The following is a 23,523-nucleotide window of genomic DNA, read 5'->3' on the forward strand; positions in this document are numbered from 1 at the left end:
CCAGACGATCACGACAAGGTATCACAAACGTCGTTCAGGCGGGGACGAATCGCAGCGCCAGGCCGTTGTTGCACCAGCGCAGGCCGGTGGGTTCCGGGCCGTCCTCGAAGACGTGGCCCTGGTGGCCGGCGCAGCGGGCGCAGTGGTATTCGGTGCGCGGGAAGACCAGGAAGTAGTCGACGCTGGTCAGCAGGTGCCCCTCGACATGCTCGAAGAAGCTCGGCCAGCCGGTGCCGGAGTCGTACTTCATGTCGCTGGTGAAGAGCAGCAGGTCGCAGCCCGCGCAGCGGTACTCCCCCTCGCGGGTCTCCTTGTCCAAGGGGCTCGAGTACGCCGGCTCGGTGCCCGCCTGGCGCAGCACATCGAACTGGGCATCGCTCAGCCGCTCCCGCCACTCGGCCTCGGAGAGGTCCAGCACCTCGAGACCCTCGGCACGCACGAGATCGGGCTTGGGCCGGGCCAGGGCCAGTCCGGGGACCAGGCCGGCGATGCCGCCGACTCCCACCAGCCCGAGGAAATGACGTCGCTTCATGGTCGTTCTCCCATCAACGGGGTGTGATCTGTGTCGTGCTCTCCCCGATTTCCTTACACCAAAAAAAGAGGGGGAAGCCTCGGCTTCCCCCTCTCGGACAGGTCCAGGGCGTTCGGGTTCTCTCCGACCGCCTCAGATCAGGCGAGGGCCGGCCTTGAGGATCGCCTCGTTGACGCCGTCGAACTTCTTGAAGTTCTCGACGAACTTGGCGGCCAGCTCGTCACGCTTCCGGTCGTAGGCGGCCTTGTCTTCCCAGGTCTCCCGGGGATCGAGCAGGCGCGAGTCGACGCCCGGCACGGCGGTGGGCACGGCCAGGTTCAGGCCGTCCAGCTGGCGGGTCTCGACGTCGCGCAGCACGCCGGTCTGGATGGCGCTGATGATGGCGCGGGTGGTCGGGATGGAGAAGCGCGAGCCGCCCTCCCCGTGGGCGCCACCGGTCCAGCCGGTGTTGACCAGGTAGACCTGGGCATCCTTCTCGGACACGCGGCGGATCAGCAGGTCGGCATACTCCCGGGCCGGACGCGGGAAGAACGGCGCGCCAAAGCAGGTGGAGAAGGTCGCCTCGAGGCCGGCCGAGGACCCCATCTCGGTGGAGCCGACCTTGGCGGTGTAGCCGGAGAGGAAGTGGTAGGCAGCGGCCTCCTTGGAGAGCACGGAGACCGGCGGCAGCACGCCGCTCATGTCGCAGGTCAGGAAGACGATGGCGTTGGGCTCGTCGGCGCGATTGTCGACCACGCGCTTCTCGACGTGCTGCAGCGGGTAGGCGGCACGAGAGTTCTGGGTCAGGCTGTCGTCGGCGTAGTCCGGCTCGCGACGGTCGTCGAGGACGACGTTCTCCAGCACGGTGCCGAACTTGATGGCATGCCAGATGATCGGCTCGTTCTTCTCGGAGAGATCGATGCACTTGGCGTAGCAGCCGCCCTCGAAGTTGAAGACGGTGCCCGGTCCCCAGCCATGCTCGTCATCGCCGATCAGGAAACGCGCCGGGTCGGCGGAGAGCGTGGTCTTGCCGGTGCCGGAGAGGCCGAAGAACAGCGTGGTCTCGCCGTCCTCGCCCACGTTGGCCGAGCAGTGCATCGGCAGCACGTCGGCGGCCGGCAGGAGGAAGTTCAGGACCGAGAACATCGCCTTCTTCATCTCGCCGGCGTAGCGCATGCCGGCGATCAGCACCTTCTTCTGGGCGAAGTTGAGGATCACGCAGCCCTCGGAGTTGGTGCCGTCCCGGGCCGGGTCGCACTCGAAGAAGGGAGCGTTGAGGATGGTCCACTCGTCCTTGGTCGACGGGTTGTAGGCCTCGGGGCGCACGAACATGGTCCGACCGAACAGGTTGTGCCAGGCGGTCTCGGTGGTGATCCGCACCGGCAGGTAGTGGGTCGGGTCGCTGCCCACGTGCAGCTCGGAGACATAGGACTCGTGACGGGCCAGGTAGTCCTCGACCCGCGTCCAGAGCGCCTCGAACCGGTCGGCGTGGAAGGGACGATTGACGCTGCCCCAGTCGATGTGACCGCTGGTGCTCGGCTCGTCGACGATGTAGCGGTCCTTGGGGGAGCGACCGGTGCGCACGCCGGTGTTCACCACCAGGGCGCCATTGGCGGCCAGGCGACCTTCCCCGTTGGCCACTGCCCGCTCGATCAGCTCGGCACTGCAGAGGTTGACGTGGGAAGTGGCGGCGTGCGGGGGGGCGGCTTGAGTCGTGGTCATGTCGTTTCCTGGGCCTTGCGGCCGCTTCTCTCTCGTGTGCCGAGCGTCGGTGACGCAACGTGGGTCATGCCATGGTCGCCGCCTGCGGGGTGTGCCCCGTCTAGTTCATCGGCGACCGAACCGGAAAATCCGGGCCATTATGGCAAAAAGCCGGCCGCCGGGAAACGCCGTTCATTGGCGAATTTCTTGTAGTTTTACTACTACATCGGCGACGTTCACTACCGCTCACGGGAGAGTGCATGCTGCTCTGCAGCACCGGGCGGCGACCGCCGTCAATGCACGGTTGACGCCGGCCCCTGGGGGGCGTCGAGCATCGCCTCGACCTCCGAGGCCGGGAAGGCGTAGCGGGTATGGCAGAAGTGACACTGGGTCTCGATGCCGCCCTGCTCGGCCAGCACCTCGCGGAGTTCCTGCTCGCCCAGGGTCATCAGGGCGTTGGCGATGCGTTCGCGGGAACAGGTGCAGCCGAATCGCAGGTCCTTGGGATCGAAGACCCGCACCTCCTCCTCGTGGTAGAGCCGGCGAAGGACCTCGAGCGGCTCGAGGCCCAGCAGCTCCTCCTGCTTCAGCGTCTCGGCCAGCTGCACGGTGCGCTCCCAGGCGTCGTCGTCCTGGTTGAGCGACTCGTCGGGCATGCGCTGCAGCAGCAGCCCTCCCGCACGCCGGCCGTCGGCGCGGAGCCAGAGCCGGGTGGGCAGCTGCTCGGACTGGACGAAGTAGGCGGCCAGGCAACCCGCCAGGCTGTCGTGCTCCAGGGCCACGATGCCCTGGTAGCGATGGCCATCGGTCGGGTCCAGGGTGATCACGATCTGCCCGTCGCCCACCAGGTCGCGAAAGCCGGCCTCCTCGCCGGGAATCGGGGCGTCCTCGGCCAGGCGGGCGATCGCGCGCAGCTCGCCCCCGGGGTTGGACTCGGCCATCAGCAGGGAGAGCGCCCCCTGGCCGCGCACCTCGATGCTCAGGGTGCCATCAAGCTTGACGGTGTCGGTGAGCAGGGCCACCGCGCAGAGCAGTTCGCCCAGCAGGTGGTTCACCGCCGCCGGGTACTCGTGACGATCGAGCACCTCGGCATAGGAGCGCTCGAGGGTGACGATCTCGCCGCGCACGTTGGTGCGCTCGAAGAGAAAACGCTGGATCTGGTCGTTCATGTCGTATGGAACCTGAAGGATGAATGGCTATCGCGGGGCCCCGGTGGCGGGTAGGCCATCGCCGGGGCGCGGCGGAAACGCCGGGGGCCGCGGCTCACTCGCCGGCCCGCTCCTGGAACCGCTTGATCTCGCGGCGCTGCTTCTTGTCGGGTCGCTTGAGGGGGTGCTGCATGGCCTGGTTGGTCAGGCGACGCGCCTCGGCCTCGCGTTCGCGCCGCTGGAGGCTCTCGGGCGTCTCGCGGTAGAGCGCCCGGGCCTCGGGTGCCCCTCGCCGCTGCTCGGAGAGGTCTACCACCTCGACCTCCAGGATGTCCCAGCCCTGGGGCACCCGGATCAGCGCGCCGACCTCAACGGCCTTGCTGGTCTTGGCCCGGCCCCCGTTGTAGTGGACCTTGCCGCCCTCGATGGCCTTCTTGGCGAGCGCCCGGGTCTTGAAGAAGCGCGCCGCCCAGAGCCACTTGTCGAGTCGCACGCTACCCATGGCGCGCTCCACCGGGGTGTTCTCCGCCGGGCTGCTCTCCGGCAGGTTGCTCCATGGAAAGGGCCGGCCGCTCCTCGGGCAGGATGCTGGCGAAGCGATCCAGGGCGATGAACTCCTCGAGTTCCTTCTCGGGCCGGCGGCTGTTCGGCTGCTTGATGCCGAGCAGGTGGCGGATGCCGAACTCGCGGGCGCTCTCGAGCACCGCGGCGTTGTCGTCGATGAACAGGGTCCGCTCGGGATCGAAGGGCTCGACCTCCTGCAGCGCGAACCAGAAGCCCTGCTCCTCCTTGGGCACGCCGAGATCCTCCGAGGAGACGATGGCGTCGAGATACTCCTCCAGCCCGGTCAGCGGCAGCTTGAGCGCCAGGCTCTCCCGGTCGGCGTTGGTGGCCAGCACGACCCGCGGGTGGGCCGCCTTCAGCCACTGCAGGAAGTCCAGGGCGTCGCCGCGCAGGCCGATCAGGTGCTGCACCTCCCGCTTGAGAGCGACCACGTCGACCCCCAGCTCGCGGCTCCAGTAGGCCAGGCTGTACCAGTTGAGGGTGCCCTGCTCACGGATGATCCGCGCGCGAATCTCCTCCTGGGTCGAGTCGTCGAGGCGGTGCAGTTCCACGTAGCGTCGCGGCAGGTGCTCGAGCCAGAAGTGGCTGTCGAAGTGCAGGTCCAGCAGGGTGCCGTCCATGTCCAGCAGGACGGTATCGATGGCGCGCCAGTCGATCATCGCTACTCCGGGAGTGAGTCGGGGGCCGTAGGAACGTAGTATTGTATCGAATCGCCATGGATGACGCATAACGCCCGTCGGGCCTCGCCCATGGCCCTGTCGCTCGCCCTATCCATCGCCCTATCCATCGCCCTATCAATCGCCAAACGGAATACCGCCATGTCAGACCCGCACGATCCCTCCCGGCACTGGCCCACGCGGCCGCACATCCTCGACCGTCGCAGCGTGGCGCGCAGTCGCTTGTTCCACGTGGAGGAGCTGGACCTGCGCTTCTCCAATGGCGAGGAGCGCACCTTCGAGCGGCTCACCGGCACCGGCCAGGGCGTCGGGGCCGTGATGATCGTGGCCATGCCCGACCCTGAGCATGTGCTGCTGATCCGCGAGTACGCCGCCGGCTTCGAGGACTACGTGCTGACCCTGCCCAAGGGGCTCGTGGACCCGGGCGAGGACCTCGTCACCGCGGCCAATCGCGAGCTGATGGAGGAGTGCGGCTTCGGGGCCCATCGCATCGAGCCCCTGGTGGAACTGTCGCTGGCCCCCAACTACATGCGCCACCGCATGCAGGTGCTGCTGGCCACCGACCTCTACCCGAAGCGCCTGCCCGGCGACGAGCCGGAGCCGCTGATCGTGGAGACCCATGCCATCGACGAGCTCTCCGCCCTGCTGGCCCGGGAGGACTTCCACGAGGCCCGCGCCATCGCCGCCCTGTTCATCGCCCGGGACAAGCTGCGCGGCGAGGCCCCCGACCTCGCCGGGCTCTGGTGAGCCCGGCGCGACCGCCTAGGCGGCCCCCCCGCCTAGCGATGGTGCAGCCGGCGCAGCTTGCTGCCGCCCTCCTTGAGCTTCACCCAGCGGCCCTGGCGATAGCTGTCGAGGCCCGTCTCCAGCAGGGTCATCACATCCAGGGCCGACTCGCTGGTCACCGGCGGCGGCGCCCCATTGAGCAGCGTCTCGGCGATGCCGTCGTAATAGGCGGTGTAGTCGCCCGGCACCACCGGCGCCTCGCGGCTGACCAGGGCGACCGCCTCCCGCGTTTCCTCTCGGTCCCCCTCTACCCCTGCCTTGTCGAGGGTGAGGGTGCCGGGCGAGGCGTCCACGCCCCAGCCCGGCGTAGGCCGCTGGCCCGCCTTGAGCCAGCCCTCCTGGGGATCCAGGCCGTACTTGACGAAGCTGCCGCTGGTGCCGTGCACGCGGAAGCGCGGGGTCGGCTCGGCCACCAGGGAGCTGGCCTGCAGGGTCACCCGCAGGTGGTCGTACTCCAGCAGTGCCAGGAAGTCGTCGTCTACCTCGGCACCCTCACGGGCGGTGGCCAGTTCAAGCAGGATCGCCCGGGGCATGCCGAAGAGCTCGCGGGCCTGGTCGAGCAGGTGCGGCCCGAGGTCGTACCAGATGCCCGCGCCCGGCTGGTGGCGGTCGCGCCAGCGGTCGGTGACCTGGGGACGGAAGCGGTCGAAGCGCGACTCCAGGGACACCACCCGCCCCAGGGTGCCGTCCTCGATCAGCGACTTGAGGGTCAGGAAGTCGCTGTCCCAGCGGCGGTTGTGGAAGACGCTGAGCAGACGTTCCGCTTCGTCGGCCTGGGCCTTTAACAGGCGGGCCTCGGAGGCGGTGACGCTGAAGGGCTTGTCGATCACCACGTGCTTGCCGGCGTTCAGTGCCGCCTTCGCCAGCGGAAAGTGGGTCTCGTTGGGGGTGGCGATCACCACCAGGTCGATGTCGCGTCGGGCGAAGAGCTGCGCCGCCTTGGGCAGGACCTCCGCCGCAGGCAGGTCGGCCCTGACCCGGTCAGGATCGCGGCTGACCACGGCGTTGAGCTCCAGGCTCGGCGACGCCTGGATAAGCGGCGCATGGAAGGTGCGTCCCGCCATGCCGAAGCCCACCAGGCCGACGCTGATCGTCTGTGTCTTCATCGTGCTGGCTTCCCTGCAGGTGTCACGGACCCCGGCACTCGGCCGGGGTGGGCATGCCGGTGGCGGCTTTTCAAGGCTAGTCCAGCTTCGTCAGGTCGCGCACCGCGCCCTTGTCGGCGGAGGTCGCCAGCAGTGCGTAGGCCTTGAGCGCCGCCGAGACGCGGCGGTCGCGCTGGATGCTCGGCTTCCAGGCATCCGCCCCCTTCGCCTCCTCGGCCTCGCGGCGACGGGCGAGCTCCTCGTCGGAGAGCTGGACGTCGATGGTCCGGGCGGGGATGTCGATGCGGATCAGGTCACCGCTCTGGACCAGCCCGATGGCACCGCCCGCCGCCGCCTCAGGGGAGGCGTGGCCGATGGAGAGTCCCGAGGTACCGCCGGAAAAGCGTCCGTCGGTGAGCAGCGCGCACGCCTTGCCGAGCCCCTTGGATTTCAGGTACGAGGTCGGGTAGAGCATCTCCTGCATGCCGGGGCCGCCCTTGGGGCCCTCGTAGCGGATGACCACGACCTCGCCCTCCTTCACCTGGCCACCGAGGATGTGTTCCACCGCCTGGTCCTGGGACTCCACCACATGGGCCGGGCCCTCGAAGACCAGGATGGACTCGTCGACGCCGGCGGTCTTCACCACGCAGCCGTCATGGGCAATGTTGCCGAAGAGCACCGCCAGCCCCCCCTCGCGGGAGAAGGCGTGCTCGAGATCGCGGATGCAGCCGGTGGCACGGTCGCCGTCGAGGCTCGGCCAGCGGGCGGCCTGGGAGAAGGCCTCCTGAGTGGGGATCCCCCCGGGGCCGGCCTTGTAGAACTCCACTACCTCGGGGCTCGGCGAGCGCATGATGTCCCACTCCGCAAGCGCCGCCGCCAGGCTGTCGCCATAGACCGTGGGCACCCGGGTATCGAGCACGCCGGCCCGGTCGAGCTCGCCGAGGATCGCCATGATGCCACCGGCGCGGTGACAGTCCTCGATATGATACTGCTGGGTGTTGGGCGCCAGCTTGCAGAGCTGCGGCACCTCCCGCGACAGCCGGTCGATGTCGGCCATGGTGAAGTCCACCTCGCCCTCCTGGGCGGCGGCCAGCAGGTGCAGGATGGTGTTGGTGGAACCGCCCATGGCGATGTCCAGGGTCATGGCGTTCCTGAAAGCCGCCTTGTTGCCGATGGCACGGGGCAGCAGGTGCGCCTCGTCGCCCTCGTAGACACGCTTGGCCAGCTCGACGATGCGGCTTCCCGCCTCCTCGAACAGCCGGCGGCGATCGGCGTGGGTCGCCAGAACCGTGCCATTGCCCGGCAGCGCCAGGCCCAGGGCCTCCATCAGGCAATTCATGGAGTTGGCGGTGAACATGCCCGAACAGCTGCCGCAGGTCGGGCAGGCGCTGCGCTCGATCTCCTCGATCTCCTCGTCGCTGTAGCGGTCGTCGGCGGCGGAAATCATCGCATCGATCAGGTCGATGCCGTGGTCGAGCAGCTTGGTCTTGCCCGCCTCCATGGGGCCACCGGAGACGAAGATCACCGGGATGTTCAGACGCATGGCGGCGTTGAGCATTCCCGGAGTGATCTTGTCGCAGTTGGAGATGCACACCAGGGCATCGGCGCAGTGGGCGTTGACCATGTACTCGACGCTGTCGGCGATGAGGTCGCGACTCGGCAGCGAGTAGAGCATGCCGTCGTGGCCCATGGCGATGCCGTCGTCCACGGCGATGGTGTTGAACTCCTTGGCCACCCCGCCGGCCTTCTCGATCTCGCGGGCCACCAGCTGCCCCATGTCCTTCAGGTGCACGTGGCCGGGCACGAACTGCGTGAAGGAGTTGGCCACGGCGATGATCGGCTTGTGGAAGTCGTCGTCCTTCATGCCGGTGGCGCGCCACAGGGCGCGGGCGCCGGCCATGTTGCGACCGGCGGTGGTGGTGCGGGAACGATACTCGGGCATGATGTCCTCTTCTTCGTGCATGCCGCCCCTCGCCGGCTCGAACGGTCGAGGGGCCGGGGCGATGGTGGTGTCCAGTGAAGGCGATTCTGGCATGCGCCCGCACGACAGGCCAGCGGCGACACCCTCCGCCCGGCCATCATCCCGGCCGCCCCCTCAGGAGACCGGCAGCAGCCGCCCCGCCTGGAGCCGGCAGCGCCGGTCGGCCAGGGCCTCGATGTCGTCGCGATCGTGGCTGACCAGCAGCACGGCGGCCCCCGCCGCCTTCTGACGGCGGACCAGGGCCCAGAGCCCATCCCGGGTCGTCTCGTCCAGCCCCGAGAAGGGCTCGTCGAGCAGCAGGATCTTTGATCCGCGCAGCAGCGCCCGCAGCAGCGCCACCCGCTGGCGCTGGCCGCCGGAGAGCTCCGCGGGCAGGCGGTCATGCAGGCCCTCGAGTCCCACCTCCGCCAGTCCCTCCCGGACCCGATAGCGCTGCTCCCGGGACAGGCGCATGTCCGGCGCCAGCCCCAGCCCCACGTTGAGCCACACCGGCAGCTGGTCGAAGAGGTTGTGCTCCTGGAAGACCGTGGTGATGCCGCGCTCCCAGGGCGGCAGGGCCAGCAGGTCCTGGTGCTGCCAGACGAGGGTGCCGCTGGCAGGCTCGAGGAAGCCCGCCAGCAGGCCGAGCAGGGTGCTCTTGCCGGCCCCCGAGGGCCCCTCCACCGAGAGGCACTCCCCCGGCGCGAGCCGGAAGTCGAAGTGGAAGTCCGGGGTCTCGCCGGGGTCGTGGCGATCGTAGTGGAAGATCAGGTCACGGCACTCGAGCATGGCGCTCCTCGCGGGCGAAGCGGTTCCAGGGATAGCGGGGCGTTCGGCGGGTCAGCAGGCCGAGCAGTACGAACACCAGCACCACCAGCGCCAGCAGCAGCAGCGCCGTGGCGGCGGCGCCCTGCCAGCGATAGCCGCCCAGCTGCTGGTAGAGCAGCATGGGCAGGGTCGGCGCCGAGGGACTGCCGAACAGGGCGATCACGCTGAAGTCCCCCAGTGACAGGGTCATGGCATAGGCCAGCGCCAGGGCCAGGGGACGCCGCAGCCGCGGCCAGACCAGCCAGCGCAGCCGGGGGCGCCCGCGGATGCCGAACTGGTCGGCCAGGCGCTCCTCGGGGGCCGAGAGGCCCGGCAGCGCACCGCGGATCACCTGCATGGCGAAGGGCAGCGCCATGAAGGCATTGACCAGCACCACCAGGCCATAGCCCTGCCAGCCGCTGCCGAGCGTTGGCCGCAGCAGCAGGAAGAGGCCGGTTCCCAGCACCAGCGACGGGATCACCAGGATCAGCTGGCCGCCCCCCTCCATCAGCAGCGCCGCCGCGCCCCGCCGCCGGGCCCTCAGCCAGCGGCTGCCGACGAGCAGCGCCAGGGCAAGCGCGAGGGCCCCGAGCGCCGCGCCAAGGGCCATGACCAGGCTGCGCCCCGCCGCGGGCCAGAGGCTCGCCTGGCGGGGCAGGTCCGGCAGCCCGGCCAGGCCCGCCAGCACCACGGCGGCCAGCGGGGGCAGCAGCAGCGCCGCCAGGGCGGTGAGCCAGACGGCATCGGTGGCCCGCGAGACACCGGCGGCATCGCGACGACGCCAACGCCCGCCGGCCGGCAGCGAGACACTGCCCACCACCAGCGAGGGCGTGCCGCCCCGGGAGAGGGCCAGCAGCCACAGCGACAGGCAGATGGTCAGTTGGGTCAGCGCCAGCAGGGCCGCCAGCGCCAGGTCATGATCGAACTTCAGCGCCTGGTAGAGCGCCACCTCCAGGGTCGAGGAGCGCGGCCCCCCGCCCAGGGTCATGACGATGGCGAAGCTGGTGAAGCAGAGCGTGAAGACCAGGGCCGCCAGCCGCGGCAGCAGGGGTTTCAGGCGCGGCCATTCCAGGGTGCGCCACAGCGCCATGCGGGTCAGGCCCAGCTGGGAGGCCAGCCGCCAGTGGGCCGCGGGTGCCGTTTCCAGGGCCTGCAGCATCAGCCGGGCCGAAAGCGGCAGGTTGTAGAAGACGTGGGCCAGCACGATGCCGGAGAGGCCGTAGAGGTAGCCCGACTCCGACCCGGCCAGCCACTCCCAGAGCGGCGCCGCCCAGCCCCGGCGGCCGTGCACGGCCACCAGGCCGAACAGGCCGATCAGGGTCGGCAGCACCAGCGAGAGCTCCATGGCGCGCAGCAGCAGGGCGCGCCCCGGGAAGCGCGGGCGCCGCGCCAGGGCCAGGGCCACCGGCACGGCGAGCCCCACGGCCAGCAGGGTCGAGAGGGTCGCCTGCCAGAGGGTGAAGCGCAGCACCGCGGCGAGCCAGGGCTCCTGCCACAGGGCCGCCGGATGCACGCCCCGGGCCTGCCACAGCAGGGCGCCGAGGCTGCCGAGCCCGAGCCCCACCACCGCTGTCAGGGCGGCGAGGCCCAGGCCCGGCGGCCAGCGGGACCGGGTGGCCCAGCGCGCGGGTGCCGTCACGCCGGTCAACGCACGCTGGCGTTGAGCCACTCGCGGATCCAGTCGCGGCGGTGCGCGCGGACCTCCTCGGGCGTGAAGGTGAGGCTCTCGGGCTGGATCAGCCGGTCGAAGACCTCGGGCAGCTCGTCGCCCAGGTCGATGGCCGGGTTCATGACGTTGCCCAGCGGTATGTGGCGCTGGAAGTCCGGCGTCAGGATGAAGGCGAGGAAGTCCCGGGCCAGCTCGGGCTGCTCGGTGGTGCGCAGCATCGCGGCGGTCTCCACCTGCAGGTAGTGCCCCTCCTCGAACTCGGCGGCCTGGTAGCGCTCGGTCCCCTCCACCGCCATGTGGTAGGCCGGCGAGGTGGCATACGAGAGCACCATGGGCGCTTCGCCGTTCATGAACAGCGAGAAGTAGGCCTGGCTCCAGCCGTTGGTGACGGCGAGCACCCGCTCGTTGAGCCGCTCCCAGACGGCCGGGGCCTGGTCGCCGTAGACCTTCCTGATCCACAGCAGCAGCCCCTGGCCGGTGACGCTGGTGCGCGGGTCCTGGAGGATCAGCTGGACGTCCTCGGGGGCCTCGAGCAGTTCGGCGAAGCTCGCCGGCGGCGTCTCGAGCTGCTCGGTGTCGTAGACGAAGGCGAAGTGGCCCCAGTCGTAGGGCAGGAAGGTCTCGTCGTCCCAGGCGATGGGCAGCGACAGCGGCGCCAGGTCGGCCTGGTGGGGGGCCAGCAGGTCGAGCGCCCGGGCCTCGGCCATCAGGTTCATGTCCAGGCCCAGCACCAGGTCCGCCCCCGTGCCCTCGCCTTCCAGGCGCAGGCGCTGGAGGATGTCGACCCCGCCGGGCAGGGCCACGAACTCGAGGTCGCAGTCGCCGCAGCGGGCCTCGAAGGCCTCCTCGATGCCGGGCCCCGGCCCCCACTCGGAGACGAAGGAGTCGTAGGTGTAGACCGTCAGGGTACGGTCGGCGGCGGCCGATGCGCCGGCGCCGAGGCCGGCCAGCGCCAGGGCGCCCGTCGCGATCATGCGTTGCATGGCGTTTCCTCTTGTGGGGTCATCGAGACCCTATCACCAACCCCCTGGCTAGCCGAACACCACCGAGGCCACGTCGCGGTAGCGGCCGGCGAAGTGCACCGTCATGCCGTCCCGGAGGTAATCGGGGAGCTCCTCGTAGTCGCGGCGGTTCGCCTCGGGCAGGATCAGCTCGAAGATGTCGCTGCGCCGCGCCGCGATCACCTTCTCGCGAATGCCGCCCACCGGCAGCACCTGGCCGGTCAGGGTGAGCTCGCCGGTCATGGCCAGGGACCGGTCGATGGCATGGTGCCTGGCCAGCGACAGCAGCGCCGTCGCCATGGTCACCCCGGCCGAGGGACCGTCCTTGGGGGTCGCCCCCTCCGGCACGTGGAGATGGACGAACGCCGAGTCGAAGAAGTCCGGGTCGGCCCCGTAGCTGCCGAGGTGGCCGAGCACGTAACTGTAGGCGATGTTGGCCGATTCCTTCATCACGTCGCCGAGCTGGCCGGTGAGCTTGAAGCCGCGATCCAGGGCGTGCACCTTGCCGGCTTCCACGGAGAGCGTGGCCCCACCCATGGCGGTCCAGGCCAGGCCCGTGACCACGCCCTCGCCCTTCATGACCTTCTCCTTGCGGAAGATCGGCGCGCCGAGGAAGTCCTCTAGGTTGTTCACCGAGACCCGCACCGACTTCTGGTCGTCCTCCAGCAGTTTCACGGCCGCCTTGCGCACGATGCGGTGCAGCTGCTTCTCCAGCTGGCGCACCCCGGCCTCCCGGGCGTAGCCCTCGATGACCTGGCGCAGGGCCGCATCGGTGAGGTTGATGCGCTTCTTGGGGATCCGGTCGCGCTTGAGCAGCTTGGGCCAGAGGAAGTGCTTGGCGATGGCCACCTTCTCCTCGGCGATATAGCCCGAGAGGCGGATCTGCTCCATGCGATCGAGCAGCGCCGGGGGGATCGAGTCTAGGGTGTTGGCGGTACAGACGAAGAGCACCTTGGAGAGGTCCAGCCGCACGTCGAGGTAGTGGTCGAGGAAGTCGACGTTCTGCTCCGGGTCGAGCACCTCGAGCAGCGCCGAGGCGGGGTCGCCCTGGAAGGACTGCCCCATCTTGTCGATCTCGTCGAGCATGATCACCGGGTTCTCGACCTCGACCTCCTTGATGGCCTGGACCATCTTGCCGGGCATGGCGCCGATGTAGGTCCGGCGATGGCCCTTGATCTCGGCCTCGTCGCGCATGCCGCCCACCGAGAAGCGGTAGAACTCCCGGCCCAGGGCCTCGGCGATGGAGCGCCCCACCGAGGTCTTGCCGACGCCCGGCGGGCCGACCAGCAGCAGGATCGAGCCGCCCACGTCGCCCTTGAAGGTGCCCTCGGCGAGGAACTCGACGATGCGCTCCTTGACGTCGTTCAGGCCGTCATGGTCGCGGTCGAGGACCGTGCGGGCATGGCCCAGGTCGAGCTGGTCCTGACTGGTGACGCCCCAGGGCATGGCGGTGAGCCAGTCCAGGTAGTTGCGGGTGGTGCCGTACTCCGGCGACCCGGTCTCCAGCACCGAGAGCTTGTCGAGCTCGTCGTCGATGCGTTCCATGACCCGCTCGGGCACCACGCGACCCTCGAGCCGCGCCCGGAAGGTATCGACGTCGTTCTCGCGGTCGTCCTTGGAGATGCCCAGCTCGCGCTGGATCACCTTGAGCTGCTCGCGCAGGAAGAACTCCCGCTGGCGCTCCTGCATCTGGGCGTTGACCTGCTCGCTGATCTCGCTCTGCAGCTGGGCGACCTCGATCTCCTTGCGCAGCAGCGGGAGCACCTTCTGCATGCGGTCCATGACCGGCAGGGTCGCCAGCACGTCCTGCAGCTCGTGCCCCTTGGCCGAGGTGATGGCCGCGGCGAAGTCGGTCAGCGGGCCCGGCTCATGGGGGCTGAAGCGGTTCAGGTAGTGCTTGAGCTCCTCGCCATAGAGCGGGTTGATCGGCAGCAGCTCCTTGATGCCGTTGATCAGCGCCATGGCATAGGCGCGGGTCTCGTCCTCCTCGGCATCCACCGGCTCGCGGGGATAGATCACCTCCACCAGGTAGGGCGGCTCCTTGGAGAGCCAGCGCTGGATGCGGAAGCGCCGCATGCCCTGGGCGATGAACTGAATCTGCTGCTCCTCGCCCTGCAGCTTGTGGACCCGGACCGCGGTGCCGATCTCGGGAAAGTCCTCGCTGCCCAGGTCCGCCACGCCGGTCTCGCCGACGAACGCCAGGCCGACGGTGCGGTGAGGCGTGTTGCCGACCCGGCGGATGGTCTCCTCCCAGCGCTCGCGGTTGATCACCAGCGGCTGGACCTGGGCGGGGAAGAAGGGCCGATTGTGGATGGGCAGCAGGTAGATGCGCTCGGGCAGGGAGTCGCTGGCAGGCACCACCGCCTGGTGGCTGCCTGCCCCCGGCATCTCGTCGTCGAAGACGTCATCGTCGCTGGCATGGATCCAGTCCAGGCCATCGTGTATCTCGTGGTCGTCGCTCATGCGTTCCTCGTCCTGGATCGTCGGGAGCTGGTCCCGGGGCTGCCTTCAGGAATGCGGGCGCCGGGGCCCGACTTCAAGTCATTGAAGCCGCTCGAGGGCCGGCGGCAGCGGCCGACCGTTGATCCTGACCCGGCCACGCACCACATCGATCGCCAGGTCCTCGGTGCCCAGCGGCAGGCCGAGCCACAGCGCCACCACCGGGGGCACCTGGTCCCAGGAGACATCCCCGTAGAGACGCGACCGCCAGCGGGCCTGCTCCTCGGGATCGCCCAGCGCGGCCAGGTCCAGCCCCTCGAGGCGCCGGGCATCGAAGAACAGCGCCCCGTCGCCGCGGGCGTCGATACCCAGCATGGGGCTGTCGAGGTCGATGGCATGGATGTCCAGCCGCGGGGAATCCCGGAGTAGGCCCATCAGGTCATCCTCCAGCAGGGACAGCAGCTCCCTGCCCTGCCGGTCGGCCTCACCCCGGGCCGCCTCGTCGCGCAGCACGGACAGCACGCCGCGCAGCGCGTCGGCGTTGATCCGCGACAGCTCCACGGCCACGCGGCCGGTGAGCAGGACCTCGTCGGCGGTGACCAGGCGATCCAGGCGGAGCTCGCTCTCGATGCGCAGCTCCTCCTCGTCGAGGGCCGTGCGGCTGTGCAGCACGAGGCCAGTGGCGTCCAGGTCGAGGGCCGACTGGTGCCAGGCCAGGTGCTCGACCTTGAGCAGGTCCTGCTGGGTGAAGTGGTGGGCATCCTCGGTATAGGCATAGCGACTCTCCAGGGTAGCCGGTCCGGCCTCCAGGGTGGTCTCGCCGTCGCTGAGTCGCCAGGGGGCGAGCGTGGCCTGCAGGCGCCAGTCCCCGTAGACGCCGCCGAAGGTGACCCGCCCGCCGCGGAACTCGAGCTCGCGCGCCTGCTGGCTGATCACGAAGGGGGCCAGCTCCAGGTGCCCTCCCAGGGTGGCGCCCAGGGTGTGGTAGCGGGCCTGCCAGAGGGGCGGTGACGAAGGCAGAAGATCGCCGAACAGGCGATCGTCGGCGGGACCGACATGGGGGCGAAGCTCGCCGTCGATCCGCGTGCTGATCACCCCATGACGCGCCTCGTAGGGCAGCTCGAGGTGCCAGGCCCGGCCGAACCGGGGCGTGAGCTGGATGGTGCCGCTGGACTCGAGCCAGCCCCGATGGACCTGGGTGCGCTCGACGGCGAAGTCTCCCCGGGCGGCGAGATCCTCGAGGGCCCGGGCCAGCTCACGCTCGAAGAGGACGCTGGCGATGTACTGGGCCACCGCCCAGAGCAGCGTCAGTCCCACCACCACCGGGACGATCAGTCGTTCCTTGCGCATCATGAAGGCCTTCCTTGTCCGCGCCGTGCCGCCGAGCCCCCGAGGCGCCAAGAGGACGCAGGGCCTCCTGGGGGTCAAATCAGTGGAGCCAGAACCACAGGTGCATGGTACTCCATGCATAGGCCGCGGCGAGGACATCGTCGATCATGATGCCGAAGCCGCCCGCCACCCGCCGATCCGCCCAGCGGATCGGCCAGGGCTTGAAGACGTCGAAGATACGGAAGACCACGAACCCCCACAGGGCGGCCTCCCAGGAGAAGGGCACGGCGGCCATGGTCAGCCAGTAGCCGACAAACTCGTCCCAGACGATGCCGGAGTGGTCGTGGACGCCCAGGTCGTGGGAGGTCTTGTCACAGAGCCATATGCCCCACAGGAAGGTCACCGCCACCAGCCCCAGGTACCAGCCCAGCGGCAGCTCGGACATCAGCCAGTAGAAGGGGATGGCGGCCAGGGTGCCGAAGGTGCCGGGGGCGAAGGGCACGGTACCGCTGCCCAGCCCGAAGGCCAGGAAGTGCACCGGGCGTCGCCAGACGCTCGCAGGGGCCTGATTCATGGGACTCCGCCTCCCTGGAAGTGCTGCCAACCGCGCTCGGCGCCGGCCGCCACCCCGCGCACGCCGGGGGCCTCGGCCACCCGGCCGACCTGGGTGAGCGGCAGGCCGAAAGCGGCCAGCCTCTCGCGGGCCTCGTCGAGACGCTCGGGCGGCAGGGCCACCAGCAGCTCGTAGTCGTCACCGCCGTGCAGCCCCGCCGCCAGGGCGCGCTCCTCTCCGAGCGCCGCCGTGAGCCCCTCCGCCAGGGGCAAGGCCTCGGGGACCAGCTCGGCCCCGACGCCAGAGCAATCGAGGATATGGCCGAGGTCGGCCAGCAGGCCATCGGAGATGTCGATAGCCGCGCTGGCCAGGCCACGCAGGGCCAGGCCCGCCTCGAGGCGCGGCAGCGGATGGAGGTAGCGTGTGAGCAGCGGATGGCCGGTATCCCTCTCGCCTTGCTGCCACAGGGCCAGTCCCCCGGCGCCGCCGCCGAGCGACCCGGTGACCGCCAGCAGGTCCCCCGGCCGTGCCCCGCTGCGGGTCAGCGCCTGCTCCGGGGGCACCTCCCCCATCACCGTCACGCCGATGGCCAGCTCGCCACGGGTGACGTCGCCGCCCACCAGGGCGGTGCCGGTGGCGTCGCAGAGCTCGTGGAAGCCGCGGGCGAACTCCCCCAGCCAGGGGCCGTCATCCGCCGCCGGCAGGGTCAGCGACATCAGGCACCAGCGGGCACGGGCGCCCATGGCGGCGAGGTCGCTCAGGCTGACCGCCAGCGCCCGGTGGCCGACCGCCACGGCCGGCGCCTCCTCGGGAAAGTGGGTCCCGGCCACCGAGGTGTCCACGCTGACCGCCAGCCGCTGCCCTGCCGTCGGGGCCAGCAGGGTGCAGTCGTCCCCCACGCCCAGGGTCACGCCGGCCTCCGCCCCGGGCGGGTCGGGCGTGAAGAAGCGGGTGATGAGTTCGAATTCGCTGTGCATCGGGGCAGGCCTTCAGCGGCGGCGAGCGGTGACCTCGGCGGAACGCAGTCGCCCGGCAAGCTTGTCGAGGATGCCGTTGACGTACTTGTGCCCGTCCGTGGCACCGAAGGACTTGGCGAGCTCCACCCCTTCGTTGATGACGGCACGGTACGGCACCTCCAGGCGCTTGGAGAGCTCGTAGGCCCCCAGGCGGAGGATCGCCAGCTCGATGGGATCGAGATCCTCCAGGCGGCGATCGAGCAGCGGCGCGATGGCGGCATCGAGGGCCTGGCGGTCGCGGGCCACGTTGTGCAGCAGCTCGTGGAAGAGCGCCAGGTCGGCGATCTCCATGACCTTGTGCCAGTTCTCGTGGTCCTCGAGGTCATCGTCGGCCACCTGGCTGCGGAACTCGGACTCCACGGCGGTGATCGACTTGCCGGTCATCTGCCACTGGTAGAGGCCCTGGACGGCCAGCTCGCGCGCCGCATGGCGCGACTGCTGGGCCTTCGAGGGCGCGCGCGGTCGCTCGGCGCTCATGCCTCACCCCCGTCGTCGGCATCGTCGCCGAAGCAGCGCAGCAGCGAGACCATCTCCATGGCCGCCATGGCCGCCTCGGCGCCCTTGTTGCCGGCCTTGGTGCCGGCGCGCTCGATGGCCTGCTCGATGGACTCGACGGTCAGCACGCCGTTGGCCACCGGGGTATCGAACTCGAGCTGCAGGTGGCCCATGGCCGTGTTGCAGCCGCCGGCCACGTACTCGAAGTGGGGGGTGCCGCCGCGGATGACCGCCCCCAGGGCGATGACCGCGTCGGGGCGCGCCACCTGGAGCACGCGCTTGATCGCCAGCGGCAGCTCCCAGGCGCCGGGCACGTGGACGATATCGATGCCCTGCGGGTCGACGCCGTGGCGCACCAGGCTGTCCACGGCGCCCTCCACCAGGCTGTCCACCACGTGATGGTTGAAACGGCCGACCACGATCACGTAGCGGCCATCGACGTCGACGAAGCTGCCTTCGACTTGGGAAATCGGTTGCATGGTTCTGTGTCCTGAAAGGTCCGGTGCTGAAGGGTCCGGAGGGCATGGCCGAGGCCATGCCGTCATGTGAAAGGCGGGCGCGGCGCTAGTCGCCGCGCTCCTCGACGGCCGCGGGCTCACCGGGCTCCAGTCTCTCCACCACCTCGAGGTCGAACCCGGAGAGGGCGGAGAACTTCCAGGGGGAGCTCAACAGCCGCATCCTGCCCACGCCCAGGTGGCGCAGGATCTGCGAGCCGGTGCCGATGGTCAGGTAGTTGCCGGCGCCGTCGGAGTCGCTGGTGCGCGGCGGGCGACGGCGCTCCAGGAAGACCTCGAGCAGGTCATGGAGGTCCTGGCGGGGACGGCCGTCGTCGAGCAGCACGAAGACCCCGTGCTCGGCGCGGGCCACCTCGGCCAGGGCCTGCTGGGCAGTCCAGCTCGGCCTGTCGCCCTTCTGCAAGGCGAGCAGGTCGCGCATCACGTTGGCCAGGTGCACGCGCACCGTGGTCAGGGCCGAGGGGTGCGGATGCCCCTTGACCAGCGCCAGGTGATGGGCGCCCTGGATGCTGTCGCGGAAGACGTGCAGGGTGAGCTCGCCGAAGGCGGTCTCGACCGGGGTCGACTCCACCGGCTGCACGGTCTGCTCGTTGTGGATCCGGTAGTGGATCAGGTCGGCGATGGTGCCCATCTTCAGCCCGTGCTCGACGGCGAAGCGCTCGAGCTCGGCTCGGCGGGCCATGCTGCCATCCTCGTTCATGACCTCGCAGATCACGCCGCTGGGGTCGAGGCCGGCCAGCGCCGAGAGGTCGCAGGCCGCCTCGGTGTGACCGGCGCGACGCAGCACGCCGCCGGGCTCGGCCATCAACGGGAAGATGTGGCCCGGCTGGACGATGTCTCCCGCCTTCGCGTCCCGGGCGACCGCCGCGCGCACGGTGCGCGCCCGGTCGGCGGCGGAGATGCCGGTGGTCACCCCCTCGGCGGCCTCGATGGACAGGGTGAACTTGGTCCCGAAGCCGGAGCCGTTGTCGCGCACCATCAGCGGCAGCTGGAGACGCTCGCAGCGCTCGCGGGTCATCGGCAGGCATATCAACCCCCTAGCGTGGCGCGCCATGAAGTTGATGTGCTCGGCCTCGACCTTCTCGGCGGCCATGATGATGTCGCCTTCGTTCTCGCGATCCTCGTCATCCATCAGGATCACCATCTTGCCCTGACGGATGTCCTCCACCAGTTCTTCGATGGGGGCCAGGCCCCCGGATGAGGAGTGCACCATGGAGTCTCCATTGATTCAGCGTGATGGCGGTCGGTATCCCGCGACGATCGGGTCGCCATACGGCGTCGCCACCTCGAAACCGCGTCAGGGTACCGTGGCGCGTCGGCGGGCGCCAGTGAAGAGCCATCGCGGCGCATCGGCGGGCGTCCGTAGAGAGCCACCGTGGCGCGTCATAGTGCGCCAATATAAATGCCCATCGGCGGGGGCCGGTTTATGTACTCGAGCTGATCAGGCCACAGGCCCCGGAGTGACAGGCCATCGAGGAGGTGCTGTAAACCCGTCCCTGGGCGCTACCGGCGCCTTGCAGCGCTCTCGCATCCTGCTCCGCTTGCAAGACCGGTGCTGGCCATCCCTGGCCAGCCCGTTCGGAGGAATCCTCCTCACCCATGGCGCAGGACCTCCTCTCAGGCCTGTCCCCGGTGCCACTCGTGAGAGGTTGGCGAACTCCGCCGGGGCCTGGCCGTGATTCGCCAGTCCTGGCCCACGGCCCGGATGTCGAGGATCTCCAGCCCCTTCTGCTGGGCCATCAGGGAGAGGCCCGGCAGCTCGAAGAGCGGACGCGCCTCGCCGCCGAGCAGGGTCGGCGCCACGAACAGCTGCATCTCGTCGATCAGGCCGGCCTCCAGCATGGCGCCAGCCAGGGTCGCCCCGGTCTCGAGCAGCACCTCGTTGGCCTGCTCCCGGGCAGCCAGGTGGCGCAGCAGGGCATCGAGGTCGACCCGGCCGTCGTCCCCTGCCGGCATCACCACCACCTCGGCCCCGGCCGCCTCGAGCCGCTCTCGCCGCTCGGTGCCGTGCTCGGCCAGGGTGGCCACCAGGGTGCGGCCGGGCTCGCGCAAGCAGGCCGCCGCCAGCGGCAGCCGCAGGCGCGAATCCACCACCACGCGCAGCGGCTGGCGGGCGGCGATCGCCTCGCCGTCGGGCAGCTCCAGCTGGTCGGGGCGCACGGTGAGCCGGGCATTGTCGAAAATGATCGACTCGACCCCGGTGACGATGGCGCTGGAGCGGGCTCGAAGGCGCTGGACCTCGCGCCTTGCACGGGGGCCGGTGATCCACTGGGACTCGCCGGAGCGCATGGCGGTGCGCCCGTCCAGGCTCATGGCCATCTTCAGGCGCACGAAGGGGCGGCCGTGGGACATGCGCATCACGAAGCCGGGGTTGAGCGCCAGGGCCTCGTCCTCCAGCAGGCCCTCCTCCACCTCGACGCCGGCCTCGCGCAGCAGCGCGAGGCCGCGGCCGGCCACCTGCGGGTTGGGATCCTGCATGGCCACCACGACTCGGGTCACGCCGGCCTCGACCAGCGCCAGGGCGCAGGGGCCGGTGCGGCCCTGGTGGGCACAGGGCTCGAGGGTCACGTAGGCGGTGGCGCCGCGGGCGGCCTGCCCCGCCGCGCGCAGCGCATGGACCTCGGCATGGGGCTCACCGGCCCGTTCGTGCCAGCCCTCGCCGACGACCCGCCCCGCCTTGACCAGCACGCAGCCCACGCGCGGGTTGGGGTCGGTGGTGTAGCGTCCGCGGCCCGCCAGCTTGAGGGCGCGCGCCATCCAGGGCTCGGGCAGGGTCGGGTCGGCCATCATTGCCCTCCGGGGGAATCGGGGGAAAAGCCGGGCTCCTGGGCCAGGCGGTCGATCTCGGCGCGGAACTCGTCGATGTCCTGGAAGCGGCGATAGACCGAGGCGAAGCGGATATAGGCCACCTGGTCGAGGCGCTTGAGCGCCTGCATCACCTCCTCGCCGATGTCCCGGGCATGGATCTCGCGCTCGCCCCGGGCGCGCAGGTGCTGGCGAATGCGCTCCACCGCCGCCTCGATCGACTCGGCGCTGACCGGACGCTTCTCCAGGGCGCGCAGCATGCCGGCGCGCAGCTTGCCCTCGTCGAAGACCTCACGGGTGCCGTCTGACTTGATCACCCGAGGCATCAACAGCTCGGCGGTCTCGTAGGTGGTGAAGCGCTCGCCGCAGGCCGCACACTGACGACGACGCCGGACCTGGTCGCCCTCGGCCACCAGGCGGGAATCGGTCACGCGCGTGTCGTTGGCGCCACAGAAGGGGCAATGCATAGGGGATGACCCGACGTCGATGAGAGGGTGTCGCCGCATTGTAACGGTTCCCGGCGGGAGCGCCCAGCGCGCCCGGGATGGCACGGCTCCTGCAAGACCATGACATCGCCAGGCCAACGGAGGCCACCATGTCCCAGAAGACACGCTCGCTCGCCCGCCCGCTGGACGAGGCCGGCTTCACGGCCCGCGCCCGCGACCATCTCGCCATGCTGTACGGACCCCGCCGGGATGAGGTGCTGCGCCGCCTGCTGACGCTGCTGTCGCACCACCGCGGTGCCCTGCCAGCCCGCGACGCGGACGAGGCCGCCCCATTATGGAGCGAGCGCGACCAGTGGCTGATCGGCTACGGCGACAGCCTGCTCGACGGGGACACCCCGCCCCTGGCGGTGCTGCAGGCCTTCCTTGAGGCCCGCCTGCCGGAGACCTTCAGCGGCGTCCACGTGCTGCCCTTCTTCCCCTGGAGCAGCGACGACGGCTTCTCGGTGATCCACTACCGGGAGGTCGACCCGGCCCTGGGCGACTGGTCCGATATCCGGCGCCTCGCCGAGAAGGGGGACCTGGTGGTGGACCTGGTGCTCAACCACGTCTCGCGGGAATCGCTGTGGTTCGTCGACTACCTGAGCGGCAGCCTCCCGGGGCGCGACTACTTCATCGAGATGGACCCGGACACCGACCTCTCCGCCGTCGTCCGGCCGCGCAGCAGCCCGCTGCTGGTGCCGGTCCCGACCCGTCGCGGCACCCGGCACCTCTGGGCGACCTTCTCCGAGGACCAGATCGACCTCAACTTCGCCAACCCCGATGTGCTGCTGGAGTTCATCGGCATCCTGCTCTTCTACCTGGAGCAGGGCGCGCGAGTCATCCGCCTGGACGCCATCGCCTTCCTGTGGAAGATACCGGGCACCCCCTGCATCCACCTGCCCGAGACCCATGAGGTGGTGCGACTGCTGCGCGCCGTGGTCGACCACATGGCGCCGGGCACGCTGCTGCTCACCGAGACCAACGTGCCCCACCGGGAGAACCTCAGCTACTTTGGCCTGGTACGGCTACCCAACGCCGACCTGGAGGGCCTGCCCAACGAGGACCGCGATCGATCATCGGGGGAGGACGACGAGGAGCCGGCAACGCCGGACGAGGCCCACCTGGTCTACCAGTTCCCACTGCCGCCCCTGCTGCTGCATACCCTGACCAGCGGCGAGGCCTCGACCCTGGCCGGCTGGCTCGAGAGCCTGCCCGACCTGCCCCCGGGCTGCAGCTACGTCAACTTCACCGCCAGCCATGACGGCATCGGGGTCCGACCGCTGGAGGGCTGGCTGCCGAGTCACGAGTTCGAGGCCCTGCTGGAACTGATGCATCGTTTCGGCGGCTTCGTCAGCATGCGCACCGACGGGCAGGGACGGGACATTCCCTACGAGATCAACATCACCTGGTTCGAGGCCATGAAGGGGACCCGCCGCGGGGCGGACCCCTGGCAGGTGGAGCGCTTCCTGTGCAGCCAGCACCTGATGCTGGCCCTGCAGGGCATTCCCGCCCTCTACCTCCATTCGCTGACCGCCACCCTCAACGACCTGGAAGGCGTCGAGCGCACTGGCCGCCTGCGCGCGATCAACCGGCATCGCTGGCACACCCCCTCACTCGAGGAGCTGCTGGACAGCCGCAACACTCCCACCCGGGAGGTGTTCCTGGCCCTGAGGCGTCGCCTGGCGGTGCGTCGCCGGGAACCCTGCTTCCACCCGGACGCAAGGCAGCGCGTGATCCCGACCCCGCCGGAGCTGCTGGTGCTGGAGCGCGGCCCCCTGGCCGACGGCCGTCGCCTGCTGGCGATCCACAATGTCACCGACCGGCGCCAGCCGCTGGCGCTCGACGCCCTGGACACGCCCGGCTGGCAAGACCTGCTGGAGGACGCGCCCTGGGCAAAGGAGGAGAGCCTGGCCCCCTACCGGAGCCTGTGGCTAGTGGCCCCGGGGTGATCCACGGGCGATGATCAGCGCGCGGCGA

21 protein-coding genes are annotated in these 23,523 nt (G+C 70.0%); 2 read left to right on the forward strand and 19 right to left on the reverse strand.

Translation table 11 applies throughout. The features are described from left to right. Positions 1–34 precede the first annotated feature (34 nt). The 5 genes from msrB to yrfG all read right to left on the reverse strand — a co-directional run bounded on the left by msrB (position 35) and on the right by yrfG (position 4,583). Positions 35–532 carry a peptide-methionine (R)-S-oxide reductase MsrB gene (gene msrB / locus BOX17_RS03525; RefSeq protein ID WP_071942084.1) on the reverse strand — a complete coding sequence of 166 codons (498 nt, stop codon included), beginning with the start codon at positions 530–532 and terminating at the stop codon, positions 35–37. Between the two features lie 132 nt (positions 533–664). Next, entirely contained in the window at positions 665–2,233 is a 1,569-nt protein-coding gene (locus tag BOX17_RS03530) for a phosphoenolpyruvate carboxykinase (protein WP_071942085.1), read from the reverse strand. Between the two features lie 272 nt (positions 2,234–2,505). Beyond that, complete coding sequence (gene hslO, locus BOX17_RS03535; RefSeq protein ID WP_071942086.1) at positions 2,506–3,381, reverse strand: Hsp33 family molecular chaperone HslO; 876 nt, start codon at positions 3,379–3,381, stop codon at positions 2,506–2,508. Between the two features lie 94 nt (positions 3,382–3,475). Then, on the reverse strand, positions 3,476–3,862 hold the full coding sequence (gene hslR, locus BOX17_RS03540; RefSeq protein ID WP_071942087.1) for a ribosome-associated heat shock protein Hsp15: 387 nt from the start codon (positions 3,860–3,862) through the stop codon (positions 3,476–3,478). Continuing rightward, the gene (yrfG, locus tag BOX17_RS03545) at positions 3,855–4,583 is read right to left on the reverse strand and encodes a GMP/IMP nucleotidase (protein ID WP_071942088.1); all 729 of its coding nucleotides are present in this window, start codon (positions 4,581–4,583) and stop codon (positions 3,855–3,857) included. Before yrfG ends, hslR begins: the two co-directional genes overlap by 8 nt. Positions 4,584–4,742: 159 nt before the next feature. Between yrfG and nudE the strand changes: the two genes are divergently transcribed. Next, positions 4,743–5,348, forward strand: a complete 606-nt coding sequence (nudE, locus tag BOX17_RS03550; RefSeq protein WP_071942089.1) for an ADP compounds hydrolase NudE — start codon at positions 4,743–4,745, stop codon at positions 5,346–5,348. Between the two features lie 32 nt (positions 5,349–5,380). On the opposite strand, the gene BOX17_RS03555 is transcribed toward nudE, so the two are convergent. From BOX17_RS03555 to nrdR, 14 genes are all read right to left on the reverse strand, one after another. Then, positions 5,381–6,493, reverse strand: coding sequence for an oxidoreductase (locus BOX17_RS03555; RefSeq protein ID WP_071942090.1), 1,113 nt, complete (start codon positions 6,491–6,493; stop codon positions 5,381–5,383). A gap of 76 nt (positions 6,494–6,569) precedes the next feature. Then, positions 6,570–8,414, reverse strand: a complete 1,845-nt coding sequence (ilvD, locus tag BOX17_RS03560; RefSeq protein WP_071946606.1) for a dihydroxy-acid dehydratase — start codon at positions 8,412–8,414, stop codon at positions 6,570–6,572. Positions 8,415–8,567: 153 nt separating this feature from the next. Continuing rightward, positions 8,568–9,221 (reverse strand): thiamine ABC transporter ATP-binding protein, encoded by a 654-nt coding sequence (locus BOX17_RS03565; protein ID WP_071942091.1) that lies wholly within the window; start codon positions 9,219–9,221, stop codon positions 8,568–8,570. Beyond that, on the reverse strand, positions 9,205–10,908 hold the full coding sequence (gene thiP, locus BOX17_RS03570) for a thiamine/thiamine pyrophosphate ABC transporter permease (RefSeq protein WP_208858088.1): 1,704 nt from the start codon (positions 10,906–10,908) through the stop codon (positions 9,205–9,207). Before thiP ends, BOX17_RS03565 begins: the two co-directional genes overlap by 17 nt. Beyond that, positions 10,884–11,891 (reverse strand): thiamine ABC transporter substrate binding subunit, encoded by a 1,008-nt coding sequence (thiB, locus tag BOX17_RS03575; protein WP_208858089.1) that lies wholly within the window; start codon positions 11,889–11,891, stop codon positions 10,884–10,886. The genes thiP and thiB overlap by 25 nt, the downstream gene beginning before the upstream one ends. 48 nt (positions 11,892–11,939) lie before the next feature. Beyond that, entirely contained in the window at positions 11,940–14,372 is a 2,433-nt protein-coding gene (lon, locus tag BOX17_RS03580) for an endopeptidase La (RefSeq protein ID WP_071942093.1), read from the reverse strand. Between the two features lie 78 nt (positions 14,373–14,450). Further along, positions 14,451–15,701, reverse strand: coding sequence for a DUF945 family protein (locus BOX17_RS03585; protein WP_341853295.1), 1,251 nt, complete (start codon positions 15,699–15,701; stop codon positions 14,451–14,453). Between the two features lie 76 nt (positions 15,702–15,777). Then, positions 15,778–16,251: a phosphatidylglycerophosphatase A family protein gene (locus BOX17_RS03590; protein WP_071942094.1), complete on the reverse strand. Its 474-nt coding sequence runs from the start codon at positions 16,249–16,251 to the stop codon at positions 15,778–15,780. Beyond that, entirely contained in the window at positions 16,248–17,207 is a 960-nt protein-coding gene (gene thiL / locus BOX17_RS03595) for a thiamine-phosphate kinase (RefSeq protein WP_071942095.1), read from the reverse strand. Before thiL ends, BOX17_RS03590 begins: the two co-directional genes overlap by 4 nt. A 12-nt stretch (positions 17,208–17,219) precedes the next feature. Continuing rightward, the gene (gene nusB, locus BOX17_RS03600; RefSeq protein ID WP_071942096.1) at positions 17,220–17,723 is read right to left on the reverse strand and encodes a transcription antitermination factor NusB; all 504 of its coding nucleotides are present in this window, start codon (positions 17,721–17,723) and stop codon (positions 17,220–17,222) included. After that, on the reverse strand, positions 17,720–18,220 hold the full coding sequence (ribH, locus tag BOX17_RS03605; protein ID WP_071942097.1) for a 6,7-dimethyl-8-ribityllumazine synthase: 501 nt from the start codon (positions 18,218–18,220) through the stop codon (positions 17,720–17,722). Before ribH ends, nusB begins: the two co-directional genes overlap by 4 nt. 85 nt (positions 18,221–18,305) lie before the next feature. Next, positions 18,306–19,469, reverse strand: a complete 1,164-nt coding sequence (ribBA, locus tag BOX17_RS03610; RefSeq protein ID WP_071942098.1) for a bifunctional 3,4-dihydroxy-2-butanone-4-phosphate synthase/GTP cyclohydrolase II — start codon at positions 19,467–19,469, stop codon at positions 18,306–18,308. A 404-nt stretch (positions 19,470–19,873) separates the two neighbouring features. Beyond that, entirely contained in the window at positions 19,874–21,043 is a 1,170-nt protein-coding gene (gene ribD / locus BOX17_RS03615) for a bifunctional diaminohydroxyphosphoribosylaminopyrimidine deaminase/5-amino-6-(5-phosphoribosylamino)uracil reductase RibD (RefSeq protein WP_071946612.1), read from the reverse strand. Further along, positions 21,043–21,528 (reverse strand): transcriptional regulator NrdR, encoded by a 486-nt coding sequence (gene nrdR / locus BOX17_RS03620; protein WP_071942099.1) that lies wholly within the window; start codon positions 21,526–21,528, stop codon positions 21,043–21,045. The genes ribD and nrdR overlap by 1 nt, the downstream gene beginning before the upstream one ends. 128 nt (positions 21,529–21,656) lie before the next feature. On the opposite strand from nrdR, the gene BOX17_RS03625 reads away from it, so the two are divergent. Further along, the gene (locus BOX17_RS03625; RefSeq protein WP_083582059.1) at positions 21,657–23,495 is read left to right on the forward strand and encodes a sugar phosphorylase; all 1,839 of its coding nucleotides are present in this window, start codon (positions 21,657–21,659) and stop codon (positions 23,493–23,495) included. Positions 23,496–23,523: the final 28 nt, after the last annotated feature.

Origin of the sequence: Halomonas aestuarii, assembly GCF_001886615.1 — a bacterium.
Lineage (GTDB): Bacteria > Pseudomonadota > Gammaproteobacteria > Pseudomonadales > Halomonadaceae > Halomonas > Halomonas aestuarii.